Below are 23,812 nucleotides of genomic sequence, written 5' to 3' on the forward strand. Positions count from 1 at the left end.
GTTTAACATTTAATTTACCTGAGCTTGGTTATATTTGCCCTAAAATTTATCTGGAATGAAAAGAATATTGATTGTATTTGTGGCACTATTTATAAGTCAAATAAATTTTGCAAAAGATAATGAATGGGGAAAAACGGGACATCGAACTACTGGGGAAATTGCACAGGCACATCTTTCTAGAAGAGCACAAAAAGCTATTAATAAATTATTAAATGGTCATAGTTTGGCGTTTGTAGCAAATCATGGTGACGATATAAAAAGTGATCCTGCTTATAGAAAATACAGTTCATGGCATTATGTGAATATAGATCCGGAGGCTACTGCATATGATCCAGAAACCGCTAGTGAAGATGGTGACCTCATAATGGGAATTAGAAAGTGTATAGCCGTTTTAAAGGATAAAAATTCCAGCAAAGAGGACAAGCAGTTTCATTTAAAAATGCTGGTGCATTTTGTAGGTGACCTTCATCAGCCGTTTCACGTAGGGCACGCTTCAGATTTGGGTGGAAACCGAATAGATGTAAAATGGTTTGGAAAAAAGACCAATATCCATAGCGTTTGGGATAGTAAGATGATCGATTCTTACCAGATGAGCTATACCGAACTTGCTGAAAATAGGGATGAATTAAGCAAGATTCAGGTAAAAGCGATTCAGGACGGTGACGTATTGGATTGGGTTTATGAAAGCAGGGATTTAGCTGAGCAGCTATATAAATCTGTAGAAGAGGATGATGATCTTAGCTACGCGTATATGTATGAATGGTTTCCTACCGTAAGGCTGCAATTGCAAAAAGGGGGGATTCGTTTAGCTAAAATTCTAAATGAGATTTATTAAGTTGCAAAAAACTTTACTATTAATATCTGCCGAACTTTTACTTAGGTTCCTTAACCTATAATTTGCCTAAAAGTGAGGTTGATCCTTGGGGTAACCTGTTTTTTTGTTTTAGGAAGTTGATGTTTCCAAAAATGCTGGGTTTCTCCTGCCATAATTAATAAACTACCAGGAGCTAAGACAAGTTTTTGTTTTAGCTCCTTTTTTGTTTTATGCTGAAGATGAAACATACGCGCTCCACCTAAGCTTATAGAAGCGATTACAGGGTTTATACCTAATTCTTTTTCATCATCGCTATGCCACCCCATACTATCCTGCCCATCGCGGTATAAATTGGCCAGACAAACGTTAAATCTGTTATTTGTAAAGTTTTCGAGCTTCTCTCTCAATAATTGAAGGATTTCAGGGAATGGATCGGGATTCATTGTAATATTAGAGTAGGTATATGATTTTTCTCCAAAAAGATGTGTTAAGCGTGGTTGCATCATTTCTTTTCCAAATATTTTAATTGCTTCCTGAATCCAGTTAGTTTGAGAGTGAAGTGTGTGAAAGACTTTCTCTGCAATATCAGGTTGTAAGAAGTTAGGTTTGTAAATTAAATTTGCTTGTGGCAGCGTAAATTCTTCTTTCATTTTAATATTTCAAATAAAACCATGCCCACCAAATTAACAAAAACTGTAGCGGAATTCGAAGTATTAAAATCCATTTTGGTAAACCAGCACCGGCTTCAGGAGAAGAAAGCATATAAAAATGGACACTAAAAAAGACCAATAACATGGCAATGATCCCGTAAATTGCATAATCTTTCGTTAGCGCAAAACAAACGGCTATTCCCAAAATGATTTCTGCAACGCCGCTTAAATAAACCATGTTAAGATGGTAGGGGATATAAGGCGGCATTATTTTCATGTACATTTTTGGTTTAATAAAATGATTTATCCCTGCGATGGTATACATGATGCCCATTAAATAAAGATGCCATGGATATTGCATGATATAATTTTTTTAAGGAAGATAACCTTATTGACTCTAATATTAATATTTTTGAAACTTATTTTAGACGGTTTAGTACTTTTTTTGTTTAATTAGCTTAAATAAATTAATTTTCTCTGCTGGACATTGCTAACTATTTTCTGTGAGCTTGATACAAAATCTTTTTTTCTCTTCACTTCTTTTTATTTTTATTGTTAAGCCATTAAGTGCTCAGGATAAAAAGGTTAGTAAAGATAGCCTGGAAAGCCTGTTTAATAATTCTATTACTTTATTTAACGATTATAACTACCATGAAGGTATCCAGACTTCTATGCGTTTAATTGAACTGGCAGAGTTAGTAGAAAGTAATTATTTTTTGTATCACGGCCATAATAACCTTGGGGTAGCTTATGAGGAGCTGGGCGATACAATGCGGGCAAAAACGCATTATGAAAGATCTCTAGTTTTTGCCAAAGCTACGCAAAACGATACCCTTATTATGTGGTCTTACAATAATATGGGAAATATTTTTTCAGAACGTAAAGAAGATTATCAAAAGGGAATTTATAATTATAAAAAGGTAATCGATCTTGCCAAAAAACTGAACAATCAAGAAGAGCTTGTGGCGCCTTATATCAATATTGCCTGGACTTATCTTGATAAAAATCGAGTGCCAATCGCAAAACCATATTTAGACAGTGCGAAAGGAGTTTTAAAACGTGTGCATGGTAGTTATCTGGATGCAGAGTTAGATATGTTATACGGAAGGTATTTTTTGGAATCAAATCAATTGGATTCTGCTAAAGTGTATTTTGAAAGATCAACAAAAATCGTAGATGAGGATAGCCTAATTTACGAGGGAGCTGAAACTTATAAATGGTATGCCGAATTGCTTTTTAGAAAAGGTGAATTTAAAGCAGCCTTTAAAGCCCTTAAAAGGCAACATGAATATGAGTCTGAAATTTTTGATCATACTAATACAGCCCAAATTCAGGCTGCAAATACCAGATTTGATATAAACGAGTACCAGAAAAATTTAGAACTGGCCAAACAGCAAAAAAACTATCAGGAAAAAATTATAGCCAAATCTAACGAAAAGCTCATTCTGCTAATTGTAGCTGCGATCATACTATTTATCATCTTAATTTTTCTAAACCGTATTAACAGCTCTCGTAAAATATTGATTACAGAATTACAGGAAAAAAATAAGGAGCTGAGAAAGTCGAAAGAGGAAACAGAGCGACTGTCTAATTTAAAAACACAATTTTTCTCTACGGTTAGTCACGAATTAAGGACACCACTCTACGGTGTAATAGGGTTAACTTCTTTGTTGCTCGATGATAAGGGGTTAAAGGAGCACCAAAAGGATTTAAAATCTCTGAAATTTTCAGCAGATTATTTATTGGCATTAATCAATGATGTACTTCAGATCAATAAGATGGAAGCTAAAGAAGTCAAGTTAGAGTCAGTTTCTTTTAATTTTAGAGAATTACTGCAAAGCATTATGCAAACGCTGGAATTTACCAGGCTTCAGAATAAAAATAAGATTCATCTTGAAATTGATCAAAATATCCCGCAATTTTTGTTGGGAGATTCTGTTAGGTTTTCTCAGATTATGGTAAACCTTGTAGGAAATGCATTAAAATTTACTGAGCGTGGCAATATCTGGATTCGCGCAACCGTGATCGATACTACAGAAGCGGCTTATAATATTAAAATTGAGGTTGAAGATGATGGCATAGGAATTCCATTAAGCAAGCAAAAGGAAATCTTTGAAGAGTTCTCACAACTAAAACCTTCTAATTATAATTATCAGGGAACAGGATTAGGTTTACCGATTGTAAAGAAAATGCTGAAATTATTCGAGTCGGATATTCACCTACGAAGTGAAGAGCATCAGGGTTCTTGTTTTAGTTTTGTGCTTAACTTTAAAAAAGATCAGGAAAAGGCTGGGGTGCCAGTTACCAAAGTTAAAGATCTAAAAGAGGACATTACCGATAATTGGCATTTAAAATCAAAACATCGTATTTTAATTGTTGATGATAACCGGATTAACCAGGTGGTAACCAAGCGAATTTTAGAGCAAAAAAAATTTGTTTGTGAAATTGCTCAAGATGGATATGAGGCTATTAAAAAAGTAAAGGAAGCTACTTTCGATTTAGTATTAATGGATGTAAATATGCCAGGTATAACCGGAATGGAAGCCACCCAAAAGATTAGAAATTTTAATAAAGTCATTCCAATCGTTGCACTAACTGCTGTTGAGGTAGAGGAGATTAGAGAAAAAATACATAGCGCGGGGATGAATGATATTATCGTAAAACCTTATGACGTACAACAATTTTACCGGGTAATTTATAGGAATATCCTACCGGTAACCTCCTAATAGTATATACTGGTTTGCTTTAATTGATTAAAAGCATTAAAGATTTAATAGCGGTTTTTTAAATCTTTATTGCTGCTTACTTACTTCTTTATCTCACTAGCTTTTTGCCTTGCTTTAAAAAAGTTAGAATCAGTATTGATAAACTCAATATTCGATATTTTTGCTTCTCCTATTTCGTCTTCAATTCCGTTTTCTTTGGACCAGTTATGGAAGGTCCATTTTGTCGCAAAAGGAACCCCATCTACCATTTTATAATCGTGATATTTTATCGCGTGAGGATTAGCTTCTGCTGTTTGTACTTCTTTGTTAAGGGTTACGATATAAGCGGCAGCGGCGAGTTTTTGATCTTCAGATTGATAAATAATATACCAGTCGTCTGGAGCGTCTCCTATGTCATTTCCAAAAGTTAGTCGGGCAGATGTTACTTTTGTACTATCCAAAATGCGCTGTTCTGGCATTTCCCATTGGGTACCATTATCGGTGAGTTTAAAAGGTAGGGCAAAGAAATATTGCCAGGTAAACATATCGAATCTTGCTCCGTCATAATTTTGGCTGGCAGGATATATCCAGGCTTTGTCTCCGTCGAAACTTAAGAAGGTACTATCCTTCTTTTCAATTTTAATTTTTCCGGAATTGGTTAAGGTAGTAATTTTAGCGTTTAATCGTTCTTTCCCGCCAAATTGTAAAATAATATCAAATTGAACTGCTTTATGTTCTAAAAAATTTGCTTTATGATGAGCTTTTTCTATATCGGTAGGAAATTGCATTACTGGGGAAGTAGCACCTTTGCCAATGCCACCATCAGGTTCAGTCATTATTTTTTCTTCGGGCGTCATTTTTTCAGGTTTATCTTTACAAGCATAAATTAGTACGATAGCAGAAAGTAGGAGTAGCTTTTTCATTTTCATATTTTGTTTTTAGTAGGAATCTCTGATTAAAACTTTCAATATAAAATATTCAATTAAAAAAAAAGCGTCATTCGATTTTAGAATGACGCTTTTATAAATATAAATAATATTAAAACTATTTTACCATCTCAAAACTACGCTTAATGAATGCTGTTAATTCTTCACCTTTAAGCAGGTTTTGTGAAAGCCTGGCAAGGTCTAAAGATTGTTTTATCAAACGTTGTTGTGTTTCCTTTTCTGCACTTAAAATTTCAGCTGTAAGTGGGTGATTGGTATTTACTACAAGATTATACATCTCTGGCATATTGCCCATTCCAAACATGCCACCACCACCGGTTTGCTGCATTTCTTTCATTCTGCGCATAAACTCCGGCTGTGTGATCATAAGCGGAGCAGCATTACTATCCATCGCTTCCATCTGGATGGTATATTTTTCTTTTGGGACTACTTTTTCGAAGTCACCTTTTAATTTCTCTTTTTCATCGTCTGATAATTTAGAGATTTTCTCTTCATCTGTTTTAATCAGATTGTCTACATGGTCTGAATCGACTCTGGTAAAAGTGATTTTCTCTTCAGATGATTCTAATTTTTGTAGCAGGTGAGAAATAATAGGAGAATCTAAAAGTATTACTTTATAACCTTTATCTTTAGCAGCTTCAATATAGCTGTGCTGTTCATTTTGATTAGAAGCATAAAGAATTACCAGATTACCATCTTTATCAGTCTGATTATCTTTTATCGCTTCTTTTAACTCTTCAAAGGTGTAATATTCGTTATCGATGGTTGGGTATAAAGCAAACTTCTGCGCTTTCTCGTAAAACTTATCTTCGGTTAGCATACCATATTCGATAACAACTTTGATATCATTCCATTTTTCCTGAAAATCTTCACGATTATTATTGAAAAGCGCTTTTAGTTTATCAGCAACTTTTCTGGTGATATAACTTGAGATCTTTTTTACTGCCCCATCTGCCTGAAGATAAGATCTGGAAACATTTAATGGGATATCAGGAGAATCAATAACCCCACGTAACATGGTTAAAAATTCAGGAACAATACCTTCCACATTATCAGTAACAAAAACCTGGTTTTGATATAACTGAATTTTATCACGTTGCATGTTCATATCCTGAGACATCTTTGGGAAATAAAGAATCCCGGTAAGATTAAAAGGATAATCTACATTTAAGTGAATGTGGAATAAAGGCTCCTCAAACTGCATTGGGTACAGTTCACGATAAAAATCTTTATAATCTTTATCTTCCAGATCGGTTGGTTGTTTGGTCCATGCAGGATCCGGATTATTGATGATGTTGTCTACCGTTTTGGTTTCTGGCTTTGCATCTTCAGGAGCATCGTCTGGAAGTGGAAGGGTTTCTTCCCTGGTTCCAAATCGAATTGGGATTGGCATAAATTTATTATACTTCACCAATAATTCTTCAATTCGGTTTTCTTCTAAAAACTCCTCATCATCTTCATTTATGTGCAGAATAATTTCTGTACCGCGATCCTGCTTATCAGCATCTTCCAGCGTAAACTCTGTTGTTCCAGAACAGGTCCAATGAGCTGCTGGCTCATCTTTGTAAGATTTGGTGATGATTTCAACTTTATGAGCTACCATAAAAGCGGAATAGAAGCCAAGACCAAAATGACCAATAATTCCACTGTCTTTAGCAGAATCTTTATACTTGTCAAGAAATTCTTCAGCTCCAGAGAAAGCTACTTCGTTAATGTACTTTTCAACTTCCTCTTTCGTCATCCCGATACCTTGATCGATCACATGTATTTTTTTATTCTCTTTATCCACTTTGATGTCGATTACAGGATTTCCGTATTCCACATCGGTTTCACCAATATTGGTAAGGTGCTTTAGTTTTAGAGTTGCATCGGTAGCGTTAGAAATTAACTCTCTTAGGAAAATTTCGTGATCGCTGTAAAGGAATTTTTTAATCAGCGGGAAAATGTTGTCTACAGATACATTAATCTTTCCAGTTGCCATATATTTTTAGTTTTTATTATCAATTTCGGTTTTTAGTAACCAAAAAAAATACCATTACAGTTTTGCTGTCATCTTGGCATAAGACTTGTAATTAATTCAATGATTATGCGTCTAATTATTTGAATGTCAAAAATTAGACATGTTGAATTTTTAACAAATATTTTGTTTAATGAAATTAAATATAAGTTAAACAATACTTATATTTGGAAAAGAGAAAAAGAAAATATGGCGACGACAAAGAAAGCAACTACTGCAAATAAGAAGTTAGATTCAGATCGATTGATAAGTCTTTATATGGATTATGTGCTGGAAAATGAACATGCCCCTAAGACAGTTTATAAATTTTGTAAGGAGAATAAACTTCAGGAAGAAGAATTCTATAACTTTTACGGAAGTTTTGAAGGCTTAGAGAAAGGAATTTGGGAGAAGTTTTATCTAAATACTGTGAATGTAATTGAGAAAAGCCCGGAATACCCAGGTTTTACTAACCGGGAAAAAATGCTCACTTTTTATTATACTTTTTTTGAAGTGTTAACTGCTAATAGAAGTTATGTTTTATTCACATTGAAAAAAGATCCAACCCCAATTAAGAACCTGGAACAGTTAAAAGGTTTACGTAAAAATGTAAAGCATTTTTCAAAGGGACTGGTTGCGGAAGGAAATAAGGATAAGACCCTGAAATTTCTACAGCAACCTGAAGAGATTTTCTCTGAAGCTGCCTGGATCCAATTGTTATTCTTATTAAAATTTTGGATGGATGATAACTCTGCACAATTTGAAAGTACAGATGTAGCGATCGAAAAATCAGTAAATACAGTATTCGATGTTTTTGATAATACACCATTAGAACGTGTTGTTGATTTCGGAAAATTTCTTTACAAACAGAAAATGGCTAAATGATCTGTTGTAAAAATTGCTATGAAAAAGGCCGAAAGGCGATAAAAAAAATTAGATGAAATCAATCGATAAAATTCCTACCGGCAAAATTGGCCGAACCAGTAAATTGGTGCAAACCGGAGCTAAAATTGGAGGGAATTATTTAAAGTATTATAGTAAAAAAGCTTTTAATAAAGAGCTTACACGTGATGATTTGGATCGTGATAATGCCAATGATATCTACGATGGTCTAAAAAGTTTAAAAGGTAGTGCGCTTAAAGTTGCTCAAATGCTTTCGATGGAGAAAAGCTTGTTGCCCAGTGCTTATGTAGAGAAGTTTAGTTTAGCACAATTTAGCGTACCGCCATTATCGGCTCCATTAGTACGTAAAACTTTTAAGAAGTATAATGGGAATTATCCTGAGGACTTATACGACGAATTTACCTCGCAATCTGTAAACGCTGCGAGTATTGGGCAGGTGCACCGGGCAATAAAAGATGGGAAAAAACTTGCTGTGAAAATTCAATATCCCGGGGTGGCTGATAGTATAAGTTCAGACTTAGCCATGGTGAAACCCATTGCTATAAGGATGTTTAATTTACAAGGTAAAGATTCAGAAAAGTATTTTAAGGAGGTAGAAGGGAAGCTCTTAGAAGAAACCGATTATGTGTTGGAAATAAAGCAGAGTAAAGCAATTTCAGAAGCATGTAAGCATATTCCTAATCTTAAGTTTCCGCAGTATTATGAAAAATTGTCCAGCGAACGAATTATTACGATGGACTGGATGGATGGTCAGCATCTAAGTGAATTTGTAAAAGACAATAAAGATCAGGAAAAAGCGAATAAGGTTGGGCAGGCATTGTGGGATTTTTATATGTTCCAGATGCATGGATTAAAAGAAGTGCATGCCGATCCTCATCCGGGTAATTTTTTAGTAGATAAAGCGGGAAATTTAATTGCGATCGATTTTGGGTGTATTAAAAAAGTTCCAGACGATTTCTACGTACCTTATTTTGAATTAGCGAAAAAAGAAAATATAGACAACCCTGAGTTCTTTAACGAAAAGTTATACGAACTCGAAATTTTAAGGGAAGATGATACTGAAAATGAGATTAAGTATTTTTCAGAATTATTCCATCAGATGTTGAGTCTTTTTACCAGTCCGTTTCACTCTGAAACTTTCGATTTTTCAGATAGAGGATTTTGGGATGCTATTAGTAAATTGAGTGAAAAATATAGTAAGGATGAGGAACTAAGAAAGATGAACGGAAATCGCGGAAGTAAGCATTTCCTTTATATCAACAGGACATTCTTTGGTCTTTATAATTTACTACATGATCTGGAAGCTAAGGTAGAAATTAATAGATTTCGAGATTACTTGTAGGTTAATATTTTGATTTATTGGTTAGGTTGAAAAGCGCGATTTCATTCTTCGAAATTGCGCTTTTCTTATTGGTATCATTAACAGATCGATCCTGGTAATTATAAGTATGTCCCTACATTTTGAAAAGGTTTTGCGGTAATAGATTGTGGATTATCCCCAATGTTTTGATTAAAAAAGCCTCCTGAAATTTCTCAGAAGGCTTTATAATCGTGATGGATTTATTTTAGTTTAATCCTGAATTTCTTCCTTTGTTGCTTCTACTGTGTTTTTTGGTTTATTTTTTACATACTTTTCCAACCACTCATCTTGTTCCCATAGCACATGTAGTACAGATTCTTTTGCGCTGTATCCATGGCTTTCTTTTGGTAGCATAACTAGCCTGGCAGTAGCACCAAGACCTTTTAAGGCATTAAAATAACGCTCACTTTGCATGGGATAAGTCCCAGAATTATTATCGGCTTCTCCATGAATTAGTAATAACGGCGTTTTCATTTTATCTGCATGCATAAAAGGAGACATGGTATAATACACTTCTGGAGCTTCCCAATAATTCCGTTCTTCGCTTTGAAAACCAAAAGGCGTTAAAGTTCTATTATAAGCTCCGCTTCTTGCAATTCCTGCAGCAAATAAATCGGAATGGGATAGAAGATTGGCAACCATAAAAGCGCCATAACTATGCCCGCCAACGGCAACACGATCTGGATCTATATATCCCATTTCGTCTACGGCATCTATAGCAGCAGCAGCATTATCTACCAATTGTTTTCTAAAGGTGTCGTTAGGCTCTTCATCACCTTCACCGATAATAGGAAAAGCCGCGTCGTCCAATACGGCATAGCCCCTGTTCACCCAGTAAATAGGAGAACCATAGTAAGGATAAGTAAAGTCATTTGCGTTGCTGGTATTTTGTGAAGCCGAATTTTTATCTTTGTATTCACGAGGATAGGCCCACATAATCATTGGTAACTTTTCAGGTTTTTCTTTATCGTAACCGGCAGGTAAATATAGTGTTCCGTTTAGTTCTAAACCATCTTCACGCTTATAGGTAATTACCTCTTTGCTTACATCCTGTAAACTTTTAAAAGGGTTTTCGAAGTTGGTAATTTGTTGAAGATCATTTTTTTTCTTAATATTTCTGATGTAATAATTAGGATACTCGCTAGAAGCTTCGATTCTTACAAGAATTTCGCCTTTATCGATATCTAATGCTTCTACAATGCTTTCTTTTTTATCTTCAAATATGGATTGGTACAAACGCTCGGTATCTCCAGTTTTCAGATTAATCTTATCAATAAATGGATACTGTCCTTTATCTGAAAATCCATCGCCAATGAGATAAGCATCGGTGCCATCCAATTCTAAAACAGATCTTCCAAAGTTGTTTTTATGCGTAACAAAATTTCCCGGATCGCTATAAACATCCTGATAATTTCTGTCAAATAAAATCTTAGGACCTTTATTATTACCTGATGGATCAATTAAATATGTTTTGCTGTTTCTTGTATTCCACCAATAATCCATGGCGATTGCTGTTTCGTCATTTCCCCAAATAATACCGCTGTAGCGATTAATTGTTTTTAAGAAGGCTTTTCCTTCACCTTTGAAAGGAGCGTCCAGCATAAATACCTGATCTCTATGATCAACTTCAACTGCAGGGTCACCGCCATCTAAAGCCATAGCGAAAACTAAGGTTGCCGGTTTATCTGCGCGCCAGTTTAGACTTCTTCTTCCTTTCTGGGTAGACATAAAACCTTGTGGTAAATCCTCTAATAAAGGTACATCGTTTACCATGTTTACTAAACTGGCGTCGTTTTTATAAACGTTGGTTTCTGTAGGGAATCTGTAATAAGGTACGAGATAAGAAAAAGGTTTTTTAATGTGGCTAATCATTATATATTCCCCATCTGGAGAAAAGCTAATATCATCATACATATTCGCTTTCATCCATTGCGATTTATTTCCGTTTAGATCTACTTTGAATAAAGTGGAGCGTGCTAACTGCTCAAAATTATATTCGTCATTAGGATCTTTTAGCAAATCCTGATAGGTTCTGTTTTGCGCTTCTTTACCATCACTTACACTAACTGTAGGACCGGTTGGGACTGCCATAGCCTCATCTATAAGTTCTTTACGATCTTTTGGGAGCATTTTTACTAAAATAGCTTCGCTATCTTTAAACCAGTTAATGGTATTACCCATATTAGCATTTAAAGAAGCATCAGTAAGTTTTTTAGCTTTGGCAGATTTTATATCTATAACCCATAATTCTACTCCGGTGTTTGTAGTTTGAGTAAAAGCCAGTTTCTTTTCATCTGGTGACCAGCTAAGATTTGCGATTCTTGGATTTTCTGGTAACCCGGTAACATTTGTAGGTTCGTTATCTTTTACAGGCTTTATTTTTATATCGGTAAAATAGCGGGCACGGCTACTAATATTAGTTGCCGGATTAATTCTTAATCCTCCAAGGCGTAATTCCTTTTCACTTAATTCTGCAATAGTTTTGTATTGATCGCGATAAAGAAATAGCATTAAATCTCCTTTACTGTTTATATAAGTTCCTGGTGCCAAAGGAACATCTACTAAGTCTAGGATAGGTTTTGGAGGTTTTTGGTATGTAAGATTTTCCTGAGCATAACTGCTAAAAAAAGAAGCAGCAATACATAGAAAACATGTGATAATTTGTTTTTTCATGAATGAGTTTTTAGAATATTTGTTGCACTAATATAAGGTATTCTGTAAAATGTTAATCTTTCCTATATTGCAATCTTTAATATTTAGATATTTGCTAAATTGAAGAGTCTAGATTTTTAATTATTTAAAATAAACTGAATGTATCAGTCTAAAATTGCCGGATTAGGAAAATATGTGCCAGAGAATGTGGTTAACAATGAGGATTTATCCAAAATAATGGATACCAATGATTCCTGGATCCAGGAACGTACCGGTATAAAAGAAAGGCGACATATTAAAAAAGGCGATGGCAATACAACAGCCAGTATGGGAGCTAAGGCTGCAAATATAGCCTTAGAAAGAGCCAATATTAGTAAAGATGATATTGATCTAATCGTTTTTGCCACCTTAAGTCCCGACTATTATTTTCCCGGATGTGGTGTGCAAATTCAGGAAATATTAGATATTCATACCTGTCCTGCCCTTGATGTGCGTAATCAATGTAGTGGTTTTATCTACGGGCTATCGGTTGCCGATCAATTTATCAAAACCGGTATGTATAAAAACATACTTCTAATTGGAAGTGAAAATCATAGTGGTGGTTTAGATTTTACGACACGTGGGCGTTCGGTATCTGTGATTTTTGGAGATGGAGCAGGAGCGGTAGTGCTAACAAGAAGCGATCATAATGGGCAGGGAATTCTTTCTACGCATTTACATTCTGAAGGAAAACACGCCTTGGAATTAAGTCTGAAAGGTCCAAGCACCAATCACTGGGTTCCTGAAATTATTGAGGAAAATCCACAGGAAGATATTCCGTATTATCCGTATATGAACGGGCAATTTGTATTTAAAAATGCAGTTGTTCGTTTTTCTGAAGTAATTATGGAAGGGCTAAAGGCAAACGGACTTGATGTGAAAGATATCGATATGCTTATTCCGCATCAGGCGAACCTAAGAATTTCACAATTTATTCAGCAGAAATTTAAGTTAAGGGACGATCAGGTGTATAATAATATCCAGCGATATGGAAATACCACAGCAGCATCGATTCCTATCGCGCTAACCGAAGCCTGGGAAGAAGGTAAAATAAAAGAAGGTGATACTATTGTTTTGGCGGCTTTTGGTAGTGGATTTACCTGGGCCAGTGCTGTAATCGAATGGTAAAAAATAGATTTTTGAAATAAAAAAGCGGCTTTGGGCCACTAGTGGTCGGAAGAAATTCCGGCCACTTTAAGTTTTAAATAATTTGTTGGGATCTCCTCCGGAAAAGATCACTATCATTGCAATAATTAAATTCCTTACTTCCATTTTAAATCTTCTCTTGGCTGTTTTATAACCGATATTGTTTGCTTTTTTATAGATAAGGATAAGCATGGCGACAATCAATGTCATGTAAATCATTACTTCGATACCATTTTTATTCATGGAAACCAAATGGCTTACATGGAGTTCTTGCTTAATGAACCGGAAAAACACTTCAATATCCCATCTTCTCCTGTAAAACCGTGTTATTTCTTGGGCAGGAAGATCAAATTCATTAGAAATAAACCAAAATTCTTTATTGGGACTGGTTTTATCTTTGATGATAATAAGCCTGAAAGGCGATTCTACCAAGGTTTCTTTGTGATGTATGTTCCCTTTTTTGTTATGTATAGGGATTCCGGTATAAAGATGGACTATACTATCCTTGACCAGTTCAAATCCCCCCATATCTTTAGTTGTATCTTGATCTCTCAATAAGGATTTAACCTCTACATACTTTCTGTTTTCTTTGGAACGTATTACAAAAGGGATGTTTTCTTTACTGAACTTATGCATGGTTCGGGTAGACTGTACCCCTCTGTCTATAATGTAGATATTGGATGTGCCTTTTTCCTTTTTCACATGTCTTAAAATCCCCACGGGTAAAGCATTATCTTCTGCCGAATACTTTTGCTCATTGAAAATATCAACAGATGAAGGAAGCAATCCATCGAAAGACATACTGAATTTGATCAGCTTTTTACCATTGTTCTGATCAATTGCTTCCCCGAGTTTTCCCGCCGTATCGCTCACAACAGTGCTATCTACCCGGATCAGGTTATATTTTTTGCTTTCGGTATGCCCATAATGAGAGGCAAATTGCTCATAAATGCACTCAAATATTTGTCGGAAGTAATTCGAGTCTATTTTAGATAATCTTTCAGAGATGGAGCTTCTACGTACGGTCTCAGATTCGTCCAGATCAAAAAGCTGCTTGAATACAGAATCATTGAAGGTATCCTCTAGCGTACGTTGGCTCAATTTTTCATTATCCAGGATCCCGAACAATAAAAGATAAAACATTTTTTTACCATGAAGGACCTTTGAATAATGATCGACTTTCGTCTGGGTAGCTAGTTGGGATAACAGGGCTTCAGGTATAACTTGAAGTAACTCATTTACAGTTACCTTATGATCTTTAAAAACTGACATATAAGACTGATTATCAATATTAAAGATACAAAAAACAAAGAATAAAAGCAAGTTATTTATCTGATAACCAGTAGGTTATTCATATATTTCCTTCGGTATTATAATTAAGAAAAAAGTCTTTATAACAAAAAAGTCGGAAGAATAATCTTCCGACCATGACTGGCTTTGGGCCGCTTTTTTATTTCAAAGATTTAAAGAATCTATACATGCAAATTATACCAGCAGTAATAAAACCTATGGCTAGGGCAAATTGCAGTTCGTACTTTTGATAATTGTCGTATAAGCTAATTACACGATATGCGCCATAGCCCAGAGAGAAAATCCCTACGGCTAAATACGCATAATTTCTTCCTTTAGAAGGTGAATTTTGTTTACTCATATTCGGCAACGTCACTAGGGAATGCCGATTTTACTATAGCAACAGCTTCATCAAAATGACTTTTAATTACAAAAAGCTGAACCTGTCCTGGTACACCTCCACCAAATCCTGCTCTTAGCCCAGATTCCATATCGTTTCTAACGCGATTGGAGATTCCAGATTTATTAAATAATTCCTGTAAATATTGCACATTTACATCGCTTCCAGTGTATACTCTTTCGTATGTTTCGTCGGTACTCATAATAATAGTTTATCATACTAAAATACGAAGATAAGATATTTTAAAAGCTTTATTTAATTAGAGTTTAACGTTATCAAATCCTTACTAAGCATTATAATATTTGCTGTTCCAAATCGATTCGCTAAAGTTTTTGCCCTTTTTGAAGCCATAAAAAATCGCAAGACCGCCAATCCATTTAAATACAAAAAATAAAATCATAAAAAACTCTGTGGTGGTTTGCTGTCCCCCATGCGCAAACATACCCTGTGGTATTAAATAAGTGATGGCAAGGCTAAGTAAAAACATAGAGAAGATAAAGTTCTCTAATTGCTTAAATGGCCACATTAATAGTTTTCTTAGGGGATGAAGATCGTTCTCCCACTTGTGTACCAAATAATAATAATCGTTGCCCATGGGTGCCATTAATAATGGATCATCGGCATTTTCTAATTTAAATAATCGTGCAGGAGCGATAATTTTAAACCCGGATAGTTTAGTATTTTGGTTGTTTTCCAATTTTCGGATAGCCATAACCGCCTCGTAAGGAATTTCAGCTTTAAAATAGGAAGAACTTAAAAATCGTAAACGATAATCAATGCATATTTTCTGGATATCACTAATATGAAAAATTCGATTAGATTCTAACAGTTCGAAGTTGAAAGAATTTGAGATATTTTCCCCATCAGCAGTATTTTTTAATTGCTGCATAATATTCTGATCTCTATGCTCATTTTCCTTAAAAATCGCATTGATTTCTTTTAGGAAAAGATGTTCAGATTTACGCTTATTTCTGGATTTTAAAAGTTGGATTTCAACGTTGGTGCGGGGAAAGTTCTTCATCATCAGTCACTTTGCATGAGCTACTAAAATATATAATATCCATGTAATTCGCAATTCTGTATACGTTAATCATTTAAGGGATAATAGAGATTAAATGCTTGGCTTCCGTTTTCAGGAGTAGGAAACATCCCGAAATAAAATAAAACTGCCTCATGTGTTTGCTATGAGCTAGATTACAACTAGAATTTTTATTGATAAAAAAATCTATCTGAACGCAATTATACGTTTCTAAATGGCTGTTAAATTTATCTCTAAACTTTGCTAAATCATTTTGTTTTGCCGTGCAAAGCTATTAATATGCGGCAAAAATTTAAAATATTATGAAATTACTTAATTGGAGTGCACTATTATCAATTTTTATCCTCCTTACAAGTTGTGGTGGGAGTAAGTCTACACAAGTGGGTGAAAATCCTAAAGATTTAAAGAATTATACAACGTATGCCTTTCTACCTAATAAAAATAAAATTACCACTCCGGGTTATAATAATCTGGAAATTAATACCGAGATTGTGAATACGATTAACGAAAATATGAAAGATGAGCGTTATCGCTATGTCGAAGATCAGCCGGAAGTTTTAATCTATGTTCATACCATGTTTGACGATAAAGCAGAGGTAAACGCCGATCCTGTATACACCAGCTATTCTTATTATCGTCCAGATTTTTATATTGGAGATTATTATAAGCCCTATATGTATAAGGATTATTACACGATTCAGCGTATTACAGGAGAGAATATAGATCAGGTTCCTTATAAATCAAAATCTATAGTGATTGATTTCATCAATCGTAAAAACAATAAAATTATTTGGCGTGGTACTACAGATAAAGTAGAAATAGACAATCGTCGTACAGCTCGTGATGTAAGAAAATATGTAGATGAAATTTTTAAACAATTTCCATAATACTCAAATAATATTTAAAACAACAAAGGCTGAAATTTTAGAATTTCAGCCTTTGTTGTTTATGAAAATTTCAAGGACTATCGTAATTCAGCTTTCAGTTCGTTTTCGAATCTATACTGAAGTTTACTCATGATTTTATCTATTTGCTTATCGGTCATGGTTTTGTTTTCATCCTGAAAGGTAAAACTCACCGCATAACTTTTCTTACCTTCGGGCAGGTTGTCCCCTTGGTATACATCAAAAAGATTCACTTCTTTAAGTAATTTCTTTTCTGTTTGGGCAGCAATTGTCTCAATTTCAGCATAAGATACCGTTTCATCTAAGAGTAATGCAAAATCACGTCTTACTTCGGGGTATTTTGGAATTCCAACAAATTTATTCGACTGTGCTTTAGCAATTTCTATCACTGCATCCCAGTTAAAATCTGCAAATAAAACTTCCTGATCCACGTCAAAATGTTTTAATATCGATTTTTTAACTACCCCAAATTCTACCAATTTCGCTTTTGCAGAACTCAACATTAAACCTTCAGCAAAAACATCGTTTTTAGAAGCAGCGGCTTTTAAATTCTTGATGCTTAATCTTTGAAAAATCACCTCTATAACTCCTTTTAGATAAAAGAAGGTTCCTTTTTGTCCAGCTGAATTCCAGCTTTCTCCAGATTGATTACCACTTACAAAAATAGAAAGATGTTTATTTTCAACGCGACCACTTACATAGCTGTGATAAGTTTTACCAAATTCAAAAAGCTTAAGATCTCTTCTTTTGCGATTTAAATTATATCGAATACTTTCTAAACCACTAAATAACATAGATTGCCTCATTACCGAAAGATCACTACTAAGTGGGTTCAGCATTTCAACATTATATTCGCTTTTTAATTGCTCGCTGAGTTCTATATGCGATGGCATGGTAAGAGAATTAGCCATGGTTTCATAGAATCCTTGTCCAACCAGCTGATTAGCAATTATATTTTGAAGTTTGTAATCTTCGAATTTCGATGAAATTGAAACTGAAGCATTAAACTTTTCATTGATTTTTATATTGTTATACCCATACACTCTAAGAATCTCTTCGATCACATCAGACTCTCGCTGTACATCCACACGATAAGAAGGAATTGTTAATCCCATTCCCGTTTCGGTAACATTATTTACACGGATTTCTAAAGAAGCCAAGATTGATTTTATGGTTTCTTCTTCAAGGTTTTCACCAATTAATTTATTTACTTTTTCGAAGGTTAAGAATACCTGGAAATCTTCAATTTTCTTAGGATAAAGATCGTCGATATCACTGGTGATTTCCCCTCCGGCCAGTTCAGTAATTAAAAGTGCAGCGCGTTTTAAGGCATATTCCGTAATGCTAGGATCTATACCACGCTCAAAACGAAAAGAAGCATCGGTATTTAAGCCATGCCTTTTAGCAGTTTTACGAACACTTACCGGGTTAAAATATGCGCTTTCAAGGAAGACCTGATTGGTGTTTTGGGAAACACCGCTATTTAAGCCGCCAAAAACTCCGGCAATGCATAGTGGCTTTTCTTTATCACAAATCATAAGGTCTTCTTCGTGAAGTTCTCTTTCTACTTCATCTAAAGTGGTAAATTTGGTGCCGGTCTCTAGCGTCTTTACATGAATCTCGTTCCCTGTTATTTTTGCAGCATCAAAAGCATGTAGCGGTTGTCCCAGTTCATGCATTACATAATTGGTCACATCTACAATGTTATTTTTTGGAGTTAGTCCAATTGCTTTTAAACGATTCTGCAGCCATTTTGGAGATTCCTGAACTTTTACATCACTAAGGGTAATGCCGCAATAGCGAGGTGCTAAAGAAGAGTCTTCTACAAAAATGGGTATTCTTAAACTACGGCTGTCTACATGAAAATTACTTACCGATGGAGTGATTAGTTCTAAACTTTTACTTTGTTGCTGGTAACCCGCTTTTAAGTCTCTGGCGACTCCCCAATGTCCCATCGCATCTGCACGGTTTGGGGTTAAACCAATTTCAAAAACTTTATCATTTTCAACTTCAAAAATTTCAGCAACAGGTGTGCCCGGGATCAGGTCGTCTTCCATCACCATAATTCCTTCGTGACTACTACCAATACCAATTTCTTTTTCAGAACAGATCATCCCGAAACTACTTTCACCTCTAATCTTTCCTTTTTTGATCTGCCATTCTTCACCTTTCTCGTCATAAAGAACAGTACCTATGGTTGCAACCGGAACTTTTTGCCCTGCAGCGATATTAGGGGCGCCGCATACAATTTGTACTTCTTCGCCATTACCAATATTTACTTTGGTAAGGTTAAGTTTATCGGCATTTGGATGTTTTTCGCAACTAAGTACATGTCCCACCACAATACCTTCTAAACCACCTTTTACACTTTGAAAACTATGAATCCCTTCAACCTCTAAACCAAGATCGGTTAGTAATTCGCCGGTTTTTTCGGCATCTTCAGGTAGCTTTATAAATTGTTTTAACCAGTTGTATGAAATCTTCATCTAAGTAATTTTACAATCTACAAAGATAGTATTACCAATTATTTTGGCATAATCTAAGGTTTGTAAAATTCACACAGATTTTTAGAAGTTTTCGAGAATCAGGAAATATAATTCCAAATGTTTTGATGCTTGGCTAGTTGCCCGTAAGTAAAGCGTAATACTTTGTTCTTTTCTAAAGCCAGTTTTGGATCTTCTTTAAGTACTTTTTGAGCAATGTGACGAGCGGTTTTTAAGAGATCATTATCCTTTACAATATCGGCAATTTTAAGGTTGAGTACTCCGCTTTGCTGCGTGCCCATGATATCCCCAGGACCACGTAGTTTTAAATCTACTTCCGCAATCTGGAAACCATCATTGGTAGCGGTCATGGTTTCCAGACGGGTTTTACTATCGTTAGATAATTTATGGCCGGTCATTAAAATGCAATAGCTCTGTTCGGCACCACGCCCAACACGTCCACGAAGCTGGTGTAATTGTGAAAGGCCAAATCGCTCGGCACTTTCTATCACCATTACACTGGCATTGGGTACATTTACACCAACTTCAATCACTGTTGTTGCCACCATGATTTCGGTCTTGCCTTCAGCAAAACGCTGCATTTCATAGTCTTTATCTTCAGGTTTCATCTGGCCGTGTACGATCGAAATTTGAAAATCAGGAAATTCACGGGCAATACTTTCGTAACCATCCATTAAATCTTTATAATCCATTTTTTCAGATTCTTGAATTAATGGATAGACCACATAAACCTGTCGGCCTTTATCGATTTCTTCTTTTAGGAACCGGAATACCTTTAATCGGTTACTATCAAAACGATGCACGGTTCTAATAGGTTTTCTTCCCGGCGGTAATTCGTCGATTACTGAGATATCCAAATCTCCATATAAACTCATCGCTAATGTACGAGGAATGGGAGTAGCCGTCATCACCAAAATATGAGGTGGAATCTTATTTTTTCGCCACAATTTGGCCCGTTGCGCTACACCAAAACGATGTTGCTCGTCGATGATTGCCAGGCCCAGATTATGGAACTTCACCTTGTCTTCTAAAAGAGCATGTGTGCCGATAAGAATGTCGATCTCACCATTTTCCAGTTTTTCGTGTAGTTCGCGGCGATGTGCTTTTTTAGATGATCCGGTAAGCAAATAAATAGAAAGTTCCATTTTTTCACACAATTCTACTAATCCCTGATAATGCTGAATCGCTAAAATCTCTGTAGGCGCCATTAAACAGGCCTGAAAATTATTATCGATGGCAATAAGCATGCTCATTAAAGCCACAATGGTTTTTCCTGAACCTACATCACCCTGTAATAATCGGTTCATTTGGGCGCCTGTTCCCAGATCTGCCCTAATTTCTTTGATCACTCTTTTTTGTGCGCCGGTAAGATCAAAGGGCAAATGATTTTTATAAAACCCACTAAAATATTCACCAATTTCGCCAAAAACAAAACCTTTTATTTTTTGTTTTCGAAGCTGGTTTTTTAGTAGTAATTGCAACTGAATGTAGAAAAGCTCTTCAAACTTTAAACGAAATTGCGCTTTCGCAAGTAACTCGGCATTTTTAGGAAAATGAATATTAAAAAGGGCCTCAGCTTTTGATATTAACCTAAATTCGTTTCTAATTTCTTCGTTTAAGGTGTCAAAAAATCGTGCTTTGGTTTCCACAAAAAGCTGTTGTAACATTTTATTCACCACGCGATTGGTAATCCCTTTTTTTGTAATAATTCGGTAGACGGATAAATAGGTTGCATTGCCGCACGTAATTGCTTTTTAAAGTCGGCCAGAGTGTCCATCTCGGGATGCGGCATGCTGAACATTCCATTAAACCAGTTGGTTTTTCCAAAAACCACATATGGAGTATTGAGCTTCAGGTTTTCACGGACCCATTTATGGCCTCTAAACCAAACCAGTTCCATACGTCCGGTCTCATCCACAAAATCAGCAACCAGGCGTTTGCCGCGTTTTTGTTCAACAGTTTTAATATGAGTGATTTTTCCTACCACTTGTACTTCAGCCGAGTTGCGTTGTAATTCAGCAATCTTATAAAACCGGGTTTTATCCAGGTAGCGGTTAGGGAAAAAATTCACCAGATCCTGATAGGTGTGAATCCCTAGTTCTTTCCGTAGGACATCGGCGCGGTTAGGTCCAACGCCTTTTAAATAATCAATCGGAGTTTGAAGAATATTAGGATTCATAAAAACGAAGATATTAAAATGCGTAATTTTAGAATTATTTCAGGCACATTTTATGCTATTTCTTTTTAAGAATTGCGAATCAAAGCCGAAAGATTCGGTAATAAGCGAATCCTCTGGCATTAAATTTTGTAATTTGGCAATACCAAAAACGACAGTTTTTAATAATGAAGAACATATTTTTTCCATTTTTATTCTTAAATGCCTATTTAGCGATAGCACAATCGATCTCTCCTGAGAATCAAATCGAATTTGTAGATTTTAAAACGGTAAATGCGGAAGTAAGTATTTATCCCGAATCGGCCAAAATTGATGGGGATGTTAACTATTCTTTTGAAGTACTAAAATCGGTAGATTCCTTTTTTGTAGATGCTGAAGATATGAGTTTTAAAGAAGTAAAAGTAAATGGGAAAGAAGCTGATTTTCGCTTAGCTAAAGACAAAATTTGGATTCAAAAGAAACTATCACCTTCTAAGGAAAATATACTGCAGCTAAAGTATTCTGGCTCACCAAAGCAAACCATGTATTTTATTAATTGGGATCTAGGAAATACTGAAGAAATAAGCAAGCAGGTTTGGACACAGGGACAGGGGCGGTACACCTCGCATTGGTTACCAAGTTTTGATGATATGCGAGAAAAGACGATTTTTAATTTAAAAATCAATTTTAAAAAGGACTATCAGGTTATTGCTAACGGAAAATTGGAAAGCGAAACAATGCTAAATGATTCGATTAAGCAATGGAGCTTTAGCATGCAAAACCCTATGAGTAGTTATCTGGTGGCAGTCGTTGCCGGAAATTATAAAAGTAAAGAATTACAAAGTGCTGGCGGAGTCCCTATTTCTTTATTTTATGAGCCAAAGGATAAAAATCTGGTAGAACCTACTTATCGATATTCAAAGCAAATATTCGACTTTTTAGTAGATGAGATTGGGGTAGCTTTTCCCTGGCAAAATTATAAGCAAATTCCGGTAGAGGATTTTCTTTATGGAGGAATGGAAAATACGGGGACTACTATTTTTTCTGAATCTATGCTTACAGATAGTATTGGCTTTAAAGATCGTAATTATGTAAATATTAACGCACACGAACTGGCACACCAGTGGTTTGGCGATCTGGTTACCGAGACTGAAGGAAAGCATCATTGGTTGCAGGAAGGTTTTGCCACGTATTACGCGTTATTAGCCGAAAAGCAGATTTTTGGTGAAGACTATTATTATTGGAAGTTATATGAAACTGCCGAGCAGTTAAAAAAACTCAGTGATCGCGGTGAAGGGGAAGCCTTACTTAATCCTAAAGCCAGTTCGCTTACATTTTACCAGAAAGGAGCATGGGCCCTACACATTTTGCGAGAACAATTGGGAGACGAAGCTTTTAAAATCGGGATAAAAAACTATTTGGAATTATATAGTTTTAAGAATGTTTCTACAGAAGATTTTCTGAAAGTAATGGAGAATGCAAGTGGGCAGGAGTTATCACAGTTTAAAAAAGATTGGTTAGAACAATCGGCTTTTAAAGCAAACGCAGCATTAAATTCTTTGGAAAAATCAGCATTTATTAGAAAATATTTAGACGTTGCTGCAGTTAGGGAACAAAGTGTGGGTACAAAATATAATATTTTAAATGGCGCGCTGGATTTTCCAGTTAACGATTATGTAGGCCAGGAAGCCGTTATGCAGCTACAGGGAACCACTGCTCAGGAAGCCTTAGATTTGTATAAAAAAGCTTTTGAAACGGGTAACATTTTTGTAAGACAGGCTATTGCATCTAGTATGAAAGAAATTCCGCAGCCTTTAAAATCAGAGTTTGAAGATTTATTGAATGATGATTCTTACTTAACAAAAGAATACGCCCTAATGACGCTTTGGACTAATTTCCCCATGGATCGCGCTAAGTATTTAAGCAAGACCAGGAATATCCAGGGCTTTTATGACAAGAACGTGAGAATGCTGTGGTTAACCCTTAACTTGGTAACACCAGAATATGATGCCGGTAATAGTCAGGCGAATTATGCAGAGCTTTCTGGATATACCCACACAAAATATCCTATGGAAATTCGACAAAATGCCTTCAGTTATTTATTTCAGATCGATGCATTTTCAGATCAGAATTTAAAAGATCTGATGCAAGGAACACAGCACTATGCCTATCGATTTAGAGATTTTTGCAGGCAATTGCTAAAGGAGTTATTAACACATGAAAAATATTTGGAAAAATTCCAGCAATTATCAGATTCGCTTCCTAAAACAGAACAAGAATATTTGCAATCTCAATTTTCTAAATAAC

General features: G+C 35.4%; 17 protein-coding genes and 1 pseudogene. 7 read left to right on the top strand and 11 right to left on the bottom strand.

Annotated features, from left to right (window positions below):
- The first annotated feature begins 55 nt into the window (after positions 1 to 55).
- On the top strand, positions 56 to 835 hold the full coding sequence (locus tag ZPR_RS05690; RefSeq protein ID WP_013070677.1) for a S1/P1 nuclease: 780 nt from the start codon (positions 56 to 58) through the stop codon (positions 833 to 835).
- A 50-nt stretch (positions 836 to 885) separates the two neighbouring features.
- Here the strand turns inward: ZPR_RS05690 and ZPR_RS05695 are convergent, their stop codons facing one another.
- A complete protein-coding gene (locus ZPR_RS05695; protein ID WP_013070678.1) occupies positions 886 to 1,464 on the bottom strand; it encodes an alpha-ketoglutarate-dependent dioxygenase AlkB family protein in 579 nt (192 codons plus the stop codon).
- A 1-nt stretch (position 1,465) separates the two neighbouring features.
- Positions 1,466 to 1,825 carry a DoxX family protein gene (locus ZPR_RS05700; RefSeq protein ID WP_013070679.1) on the bottom strand — a complete coding sequence of 120 codons (360 nt, stop codon included), beginning with the start codon at positions 1,823 to 1,825 and terminating at the stop codon, positions 1,466 to 1,468.
- Between the two features lie 142 nt (positions 1,826 to 1,967).
- Here ZPR_RS05700 and ZPR_RS05705 point away from each other — a divergent pair, with 142 nt between their 5' ends.
- The gene (locus ZPR_RS05705) at positions 1,968 to 4,190 is read left to right on the top strand and encodes a tetratricopeptide repeat-containing hybrid sensor histidine kinase/response regulator (protein WP_013070680.1); all 2,223 of its coding nucleotides are present in this window, start codon (positions 1,968 to 1,970) and stop codon (positions 4,188 to 4,190) included.
- Positions 4,191 to 4,270: 80 nt separating this feature from the next.
- Here ZPR_RS05705 and ZPR_RS05710 read toward each other — a convergent pair whose 3' ends face one another.
- Positions 4,271 to 5,092: a hypothetical protein gene (locus ZPR_RS05710; RefSeq protein WP_041579675.1), complete on the bottom strand. Its 822-nt coding sequence runs from the start codon at positions 5,090 to 5,092 to the stop codon at positions 4,271 to 4,273.
- A gap of 121 nt (positions 5,093 to 5,213) precedes the next feature.
- Positions 5,214 to 7,097, bottom strand: coding sequence for a molecular chaperone HtpG (gene htpG / locus ZPR_RS05715; RefSeq protein ID WP_013070682.1), 1,884 nt, complete (start codon positions 7,095 to 7,097; stop codon positions 5,214 to 5,216).
- A gap of 225 nt (positions 7,098 to 7,322) precedes the next feature.
- Between htpG and ZPR_RS05720 the strand changes: the two genes are divergently transcribed.
- Both ZPR_RS05720 and ZPR_RS05725 read left to right on the top strand, forming a co-directional pair.
- Positions 7,323 to 7,997 (top strand): TetR family transcriptional regulator C-terminal domain-containing protein, encoded by a 675-nt coding sequence (locus ZPR_RS05720; protein WP_041579676.1) that lies wholly within the window; start codon positions 7,323 to 7,325, stop codon positions 7,995 to 7,997.
- Between the two features lie 52 nt (positions 7,998 to 8,049).
- Complete coding sequence (locus tag ZPR_RS05725; protein ID WP_013070684.1) at positions 8,050 to 9,357, top strand: ABC1 kinase family protein; 1,308 nt, start codon at positions 8,050 to 8,052, stop codon at positions 9,355 to 9,357.
- 228 nt (positions 9,358 to 9,585) lie between these two features.
- On the opposite strand, the gene ZPR_RS05730 is transcribed toward ZPR_RS05725, so the two are convergent.
- The gene (locus ZPR_RS05730; RefSeq protein WP_013070685.1) at positions 9,586 to 12,048 is read right to left on the bottom strand and encodes an alpha/beta hydrolase family protein; all 2,463 of its coding nucleotides are present in this window, start codon (positions 12,046 to 12,048) and stop codon (positions 9,586 to 9,588) included.
- A gap of 138 nt (positions 12,049 to 12,186) precedes the next feature.
- Between ZPR_RS05730 and ZPR_RS05735 the strand changes: the two genes are divergently transcribed.
- Positions 12,187 to 13,194, top strand: coding sequence for a 3-oxoacyl-ACP synthase III family protein (locus ZPR_RS05735; protein WP_013070686.1), 1,008 nt, complete (start codon positions 12,187 to 12,189; stop codon positions 13,192 to 13,194).
- A gap of 66 nt (positions 13,195 to 13,260) precedes the next feature.
- On the opposite strand, the gene ZPR_RS05740 is transcribed toward ZPR_RS05735, so the two are convergent.
- The 4 genes from ZPR_RS05740 to ZPR_RS05755 form a co-directional block, all read right to left on the bottom strand.
- Entirely contained in the window at positions 13,261 to 14,484 is a 1,224-nt protein-coding gene (locus ZPR_RS05740) for an IS4 family transposase (protein WP_013070687.1), read from the bottom strand.
- A gap of 178 nt (positions 14,485 to 14,662) precedes the next feature.
- Entirely contained in the window at positions 14,663 to 14,863 is a 201-nt protein-coding gene (locus ZPR_RS05745) for a hypothetical protein (protein ID WP_013070688.1), read from the bottom strand.
- The gene (locus ZPR_RS05750) at positions 14,856 to 15,104 is read right to left on the bottom strand and encodes a DUF2007 domain-containing protein (RefSeq protein WP_041578714.1); all 249 of its coding nucleotides are present in this window, start codon (positions 15,102 to 15,104) and stop codon (positions 14,856 to 14,858) included. Before ZPR_RS05750 ends, ZPR_RS05745 begins: the two co-directional genes overlap by 8 nt.
- 84 nt (positions 15,105 to 15,188) lie before the next feature.
- Positions 15,189 to 15,926: a hypothetical protein gene (locus ZPR_RS05755; RefSeq protein ID WP_013070690.1), complete on the bottom strand. Its 738-nt coding sequence runs from the start codon at positions 15,924 to 15,926 to the stop codon at positions 15,189 to 15,191.
- Between the two features lie 317 nt (positions 15,927 to 16,243).
- Here ZPR_RS05755 and ZPR_RS05760 point away from each other — a divergent pair, with 317 nt between their 5' ends.
- Entirely contained in the window at positions 16,244 to 16,828 is a 585-nt protein-coding gene (locus ZPR_RS05760) for a DUF4136 domain-containing protein (protein ID WP_083759741.1), read from the top strand.
- A gap of 77 nt (positions 16,829 to 16,905) precedes the next feature.
- On the opposite strand, the gene pheT is transcribed toward ZPR_RS05760, so the two are convergent.
- Positions 16,906 to 19,332 (bottom strand): phenylalanine--tRNA ligase subunit beta, encoded by a 2,427-nt coding sequence (gene pheT / locus ZPR_RS05765; RefSeq protein ID WP_013070692.1) that lies wholly within the window; start codon positions 19,330 to 19,332, stop codon positions 16,906 to 16,908.
- A gap of 98 nt (positions 19,333 to 19,430) precedes the next feature.
- Positions 19,431 to 21,529 (bottom strand): annotated as a pseudogene (gene recG, locus ZPR_RS05770) (ATP-dependent DNA helicase RecG).
- Positions 21,530 to 21,693: 164 nt separating this feature from the next.
- Here recG and ZPR_RS05775 point away from each other — a divergent pair.
- Positions 21,694 to 23,811, top strand: coding sequence for a M1 family metallopeptidase (locus ZPR_RS05775; protein ID WP_013070696.1), 2,118 nt, complete (start codon positions 21,694 to 21,696; stop codon positions 23,809 to 23,811).
- Position 23,812: the final 1 nt, after the last annotated feature.

The organism is Zunongwangia profunda SM-A87, from assembly GCF_000023465.1.
GTDB lineage: Bacteria > Bacteroidota > Bacteroidia > Flavobacteriales > Flavobacteriaceae > Zunongwangia > Zunongwangia profunda.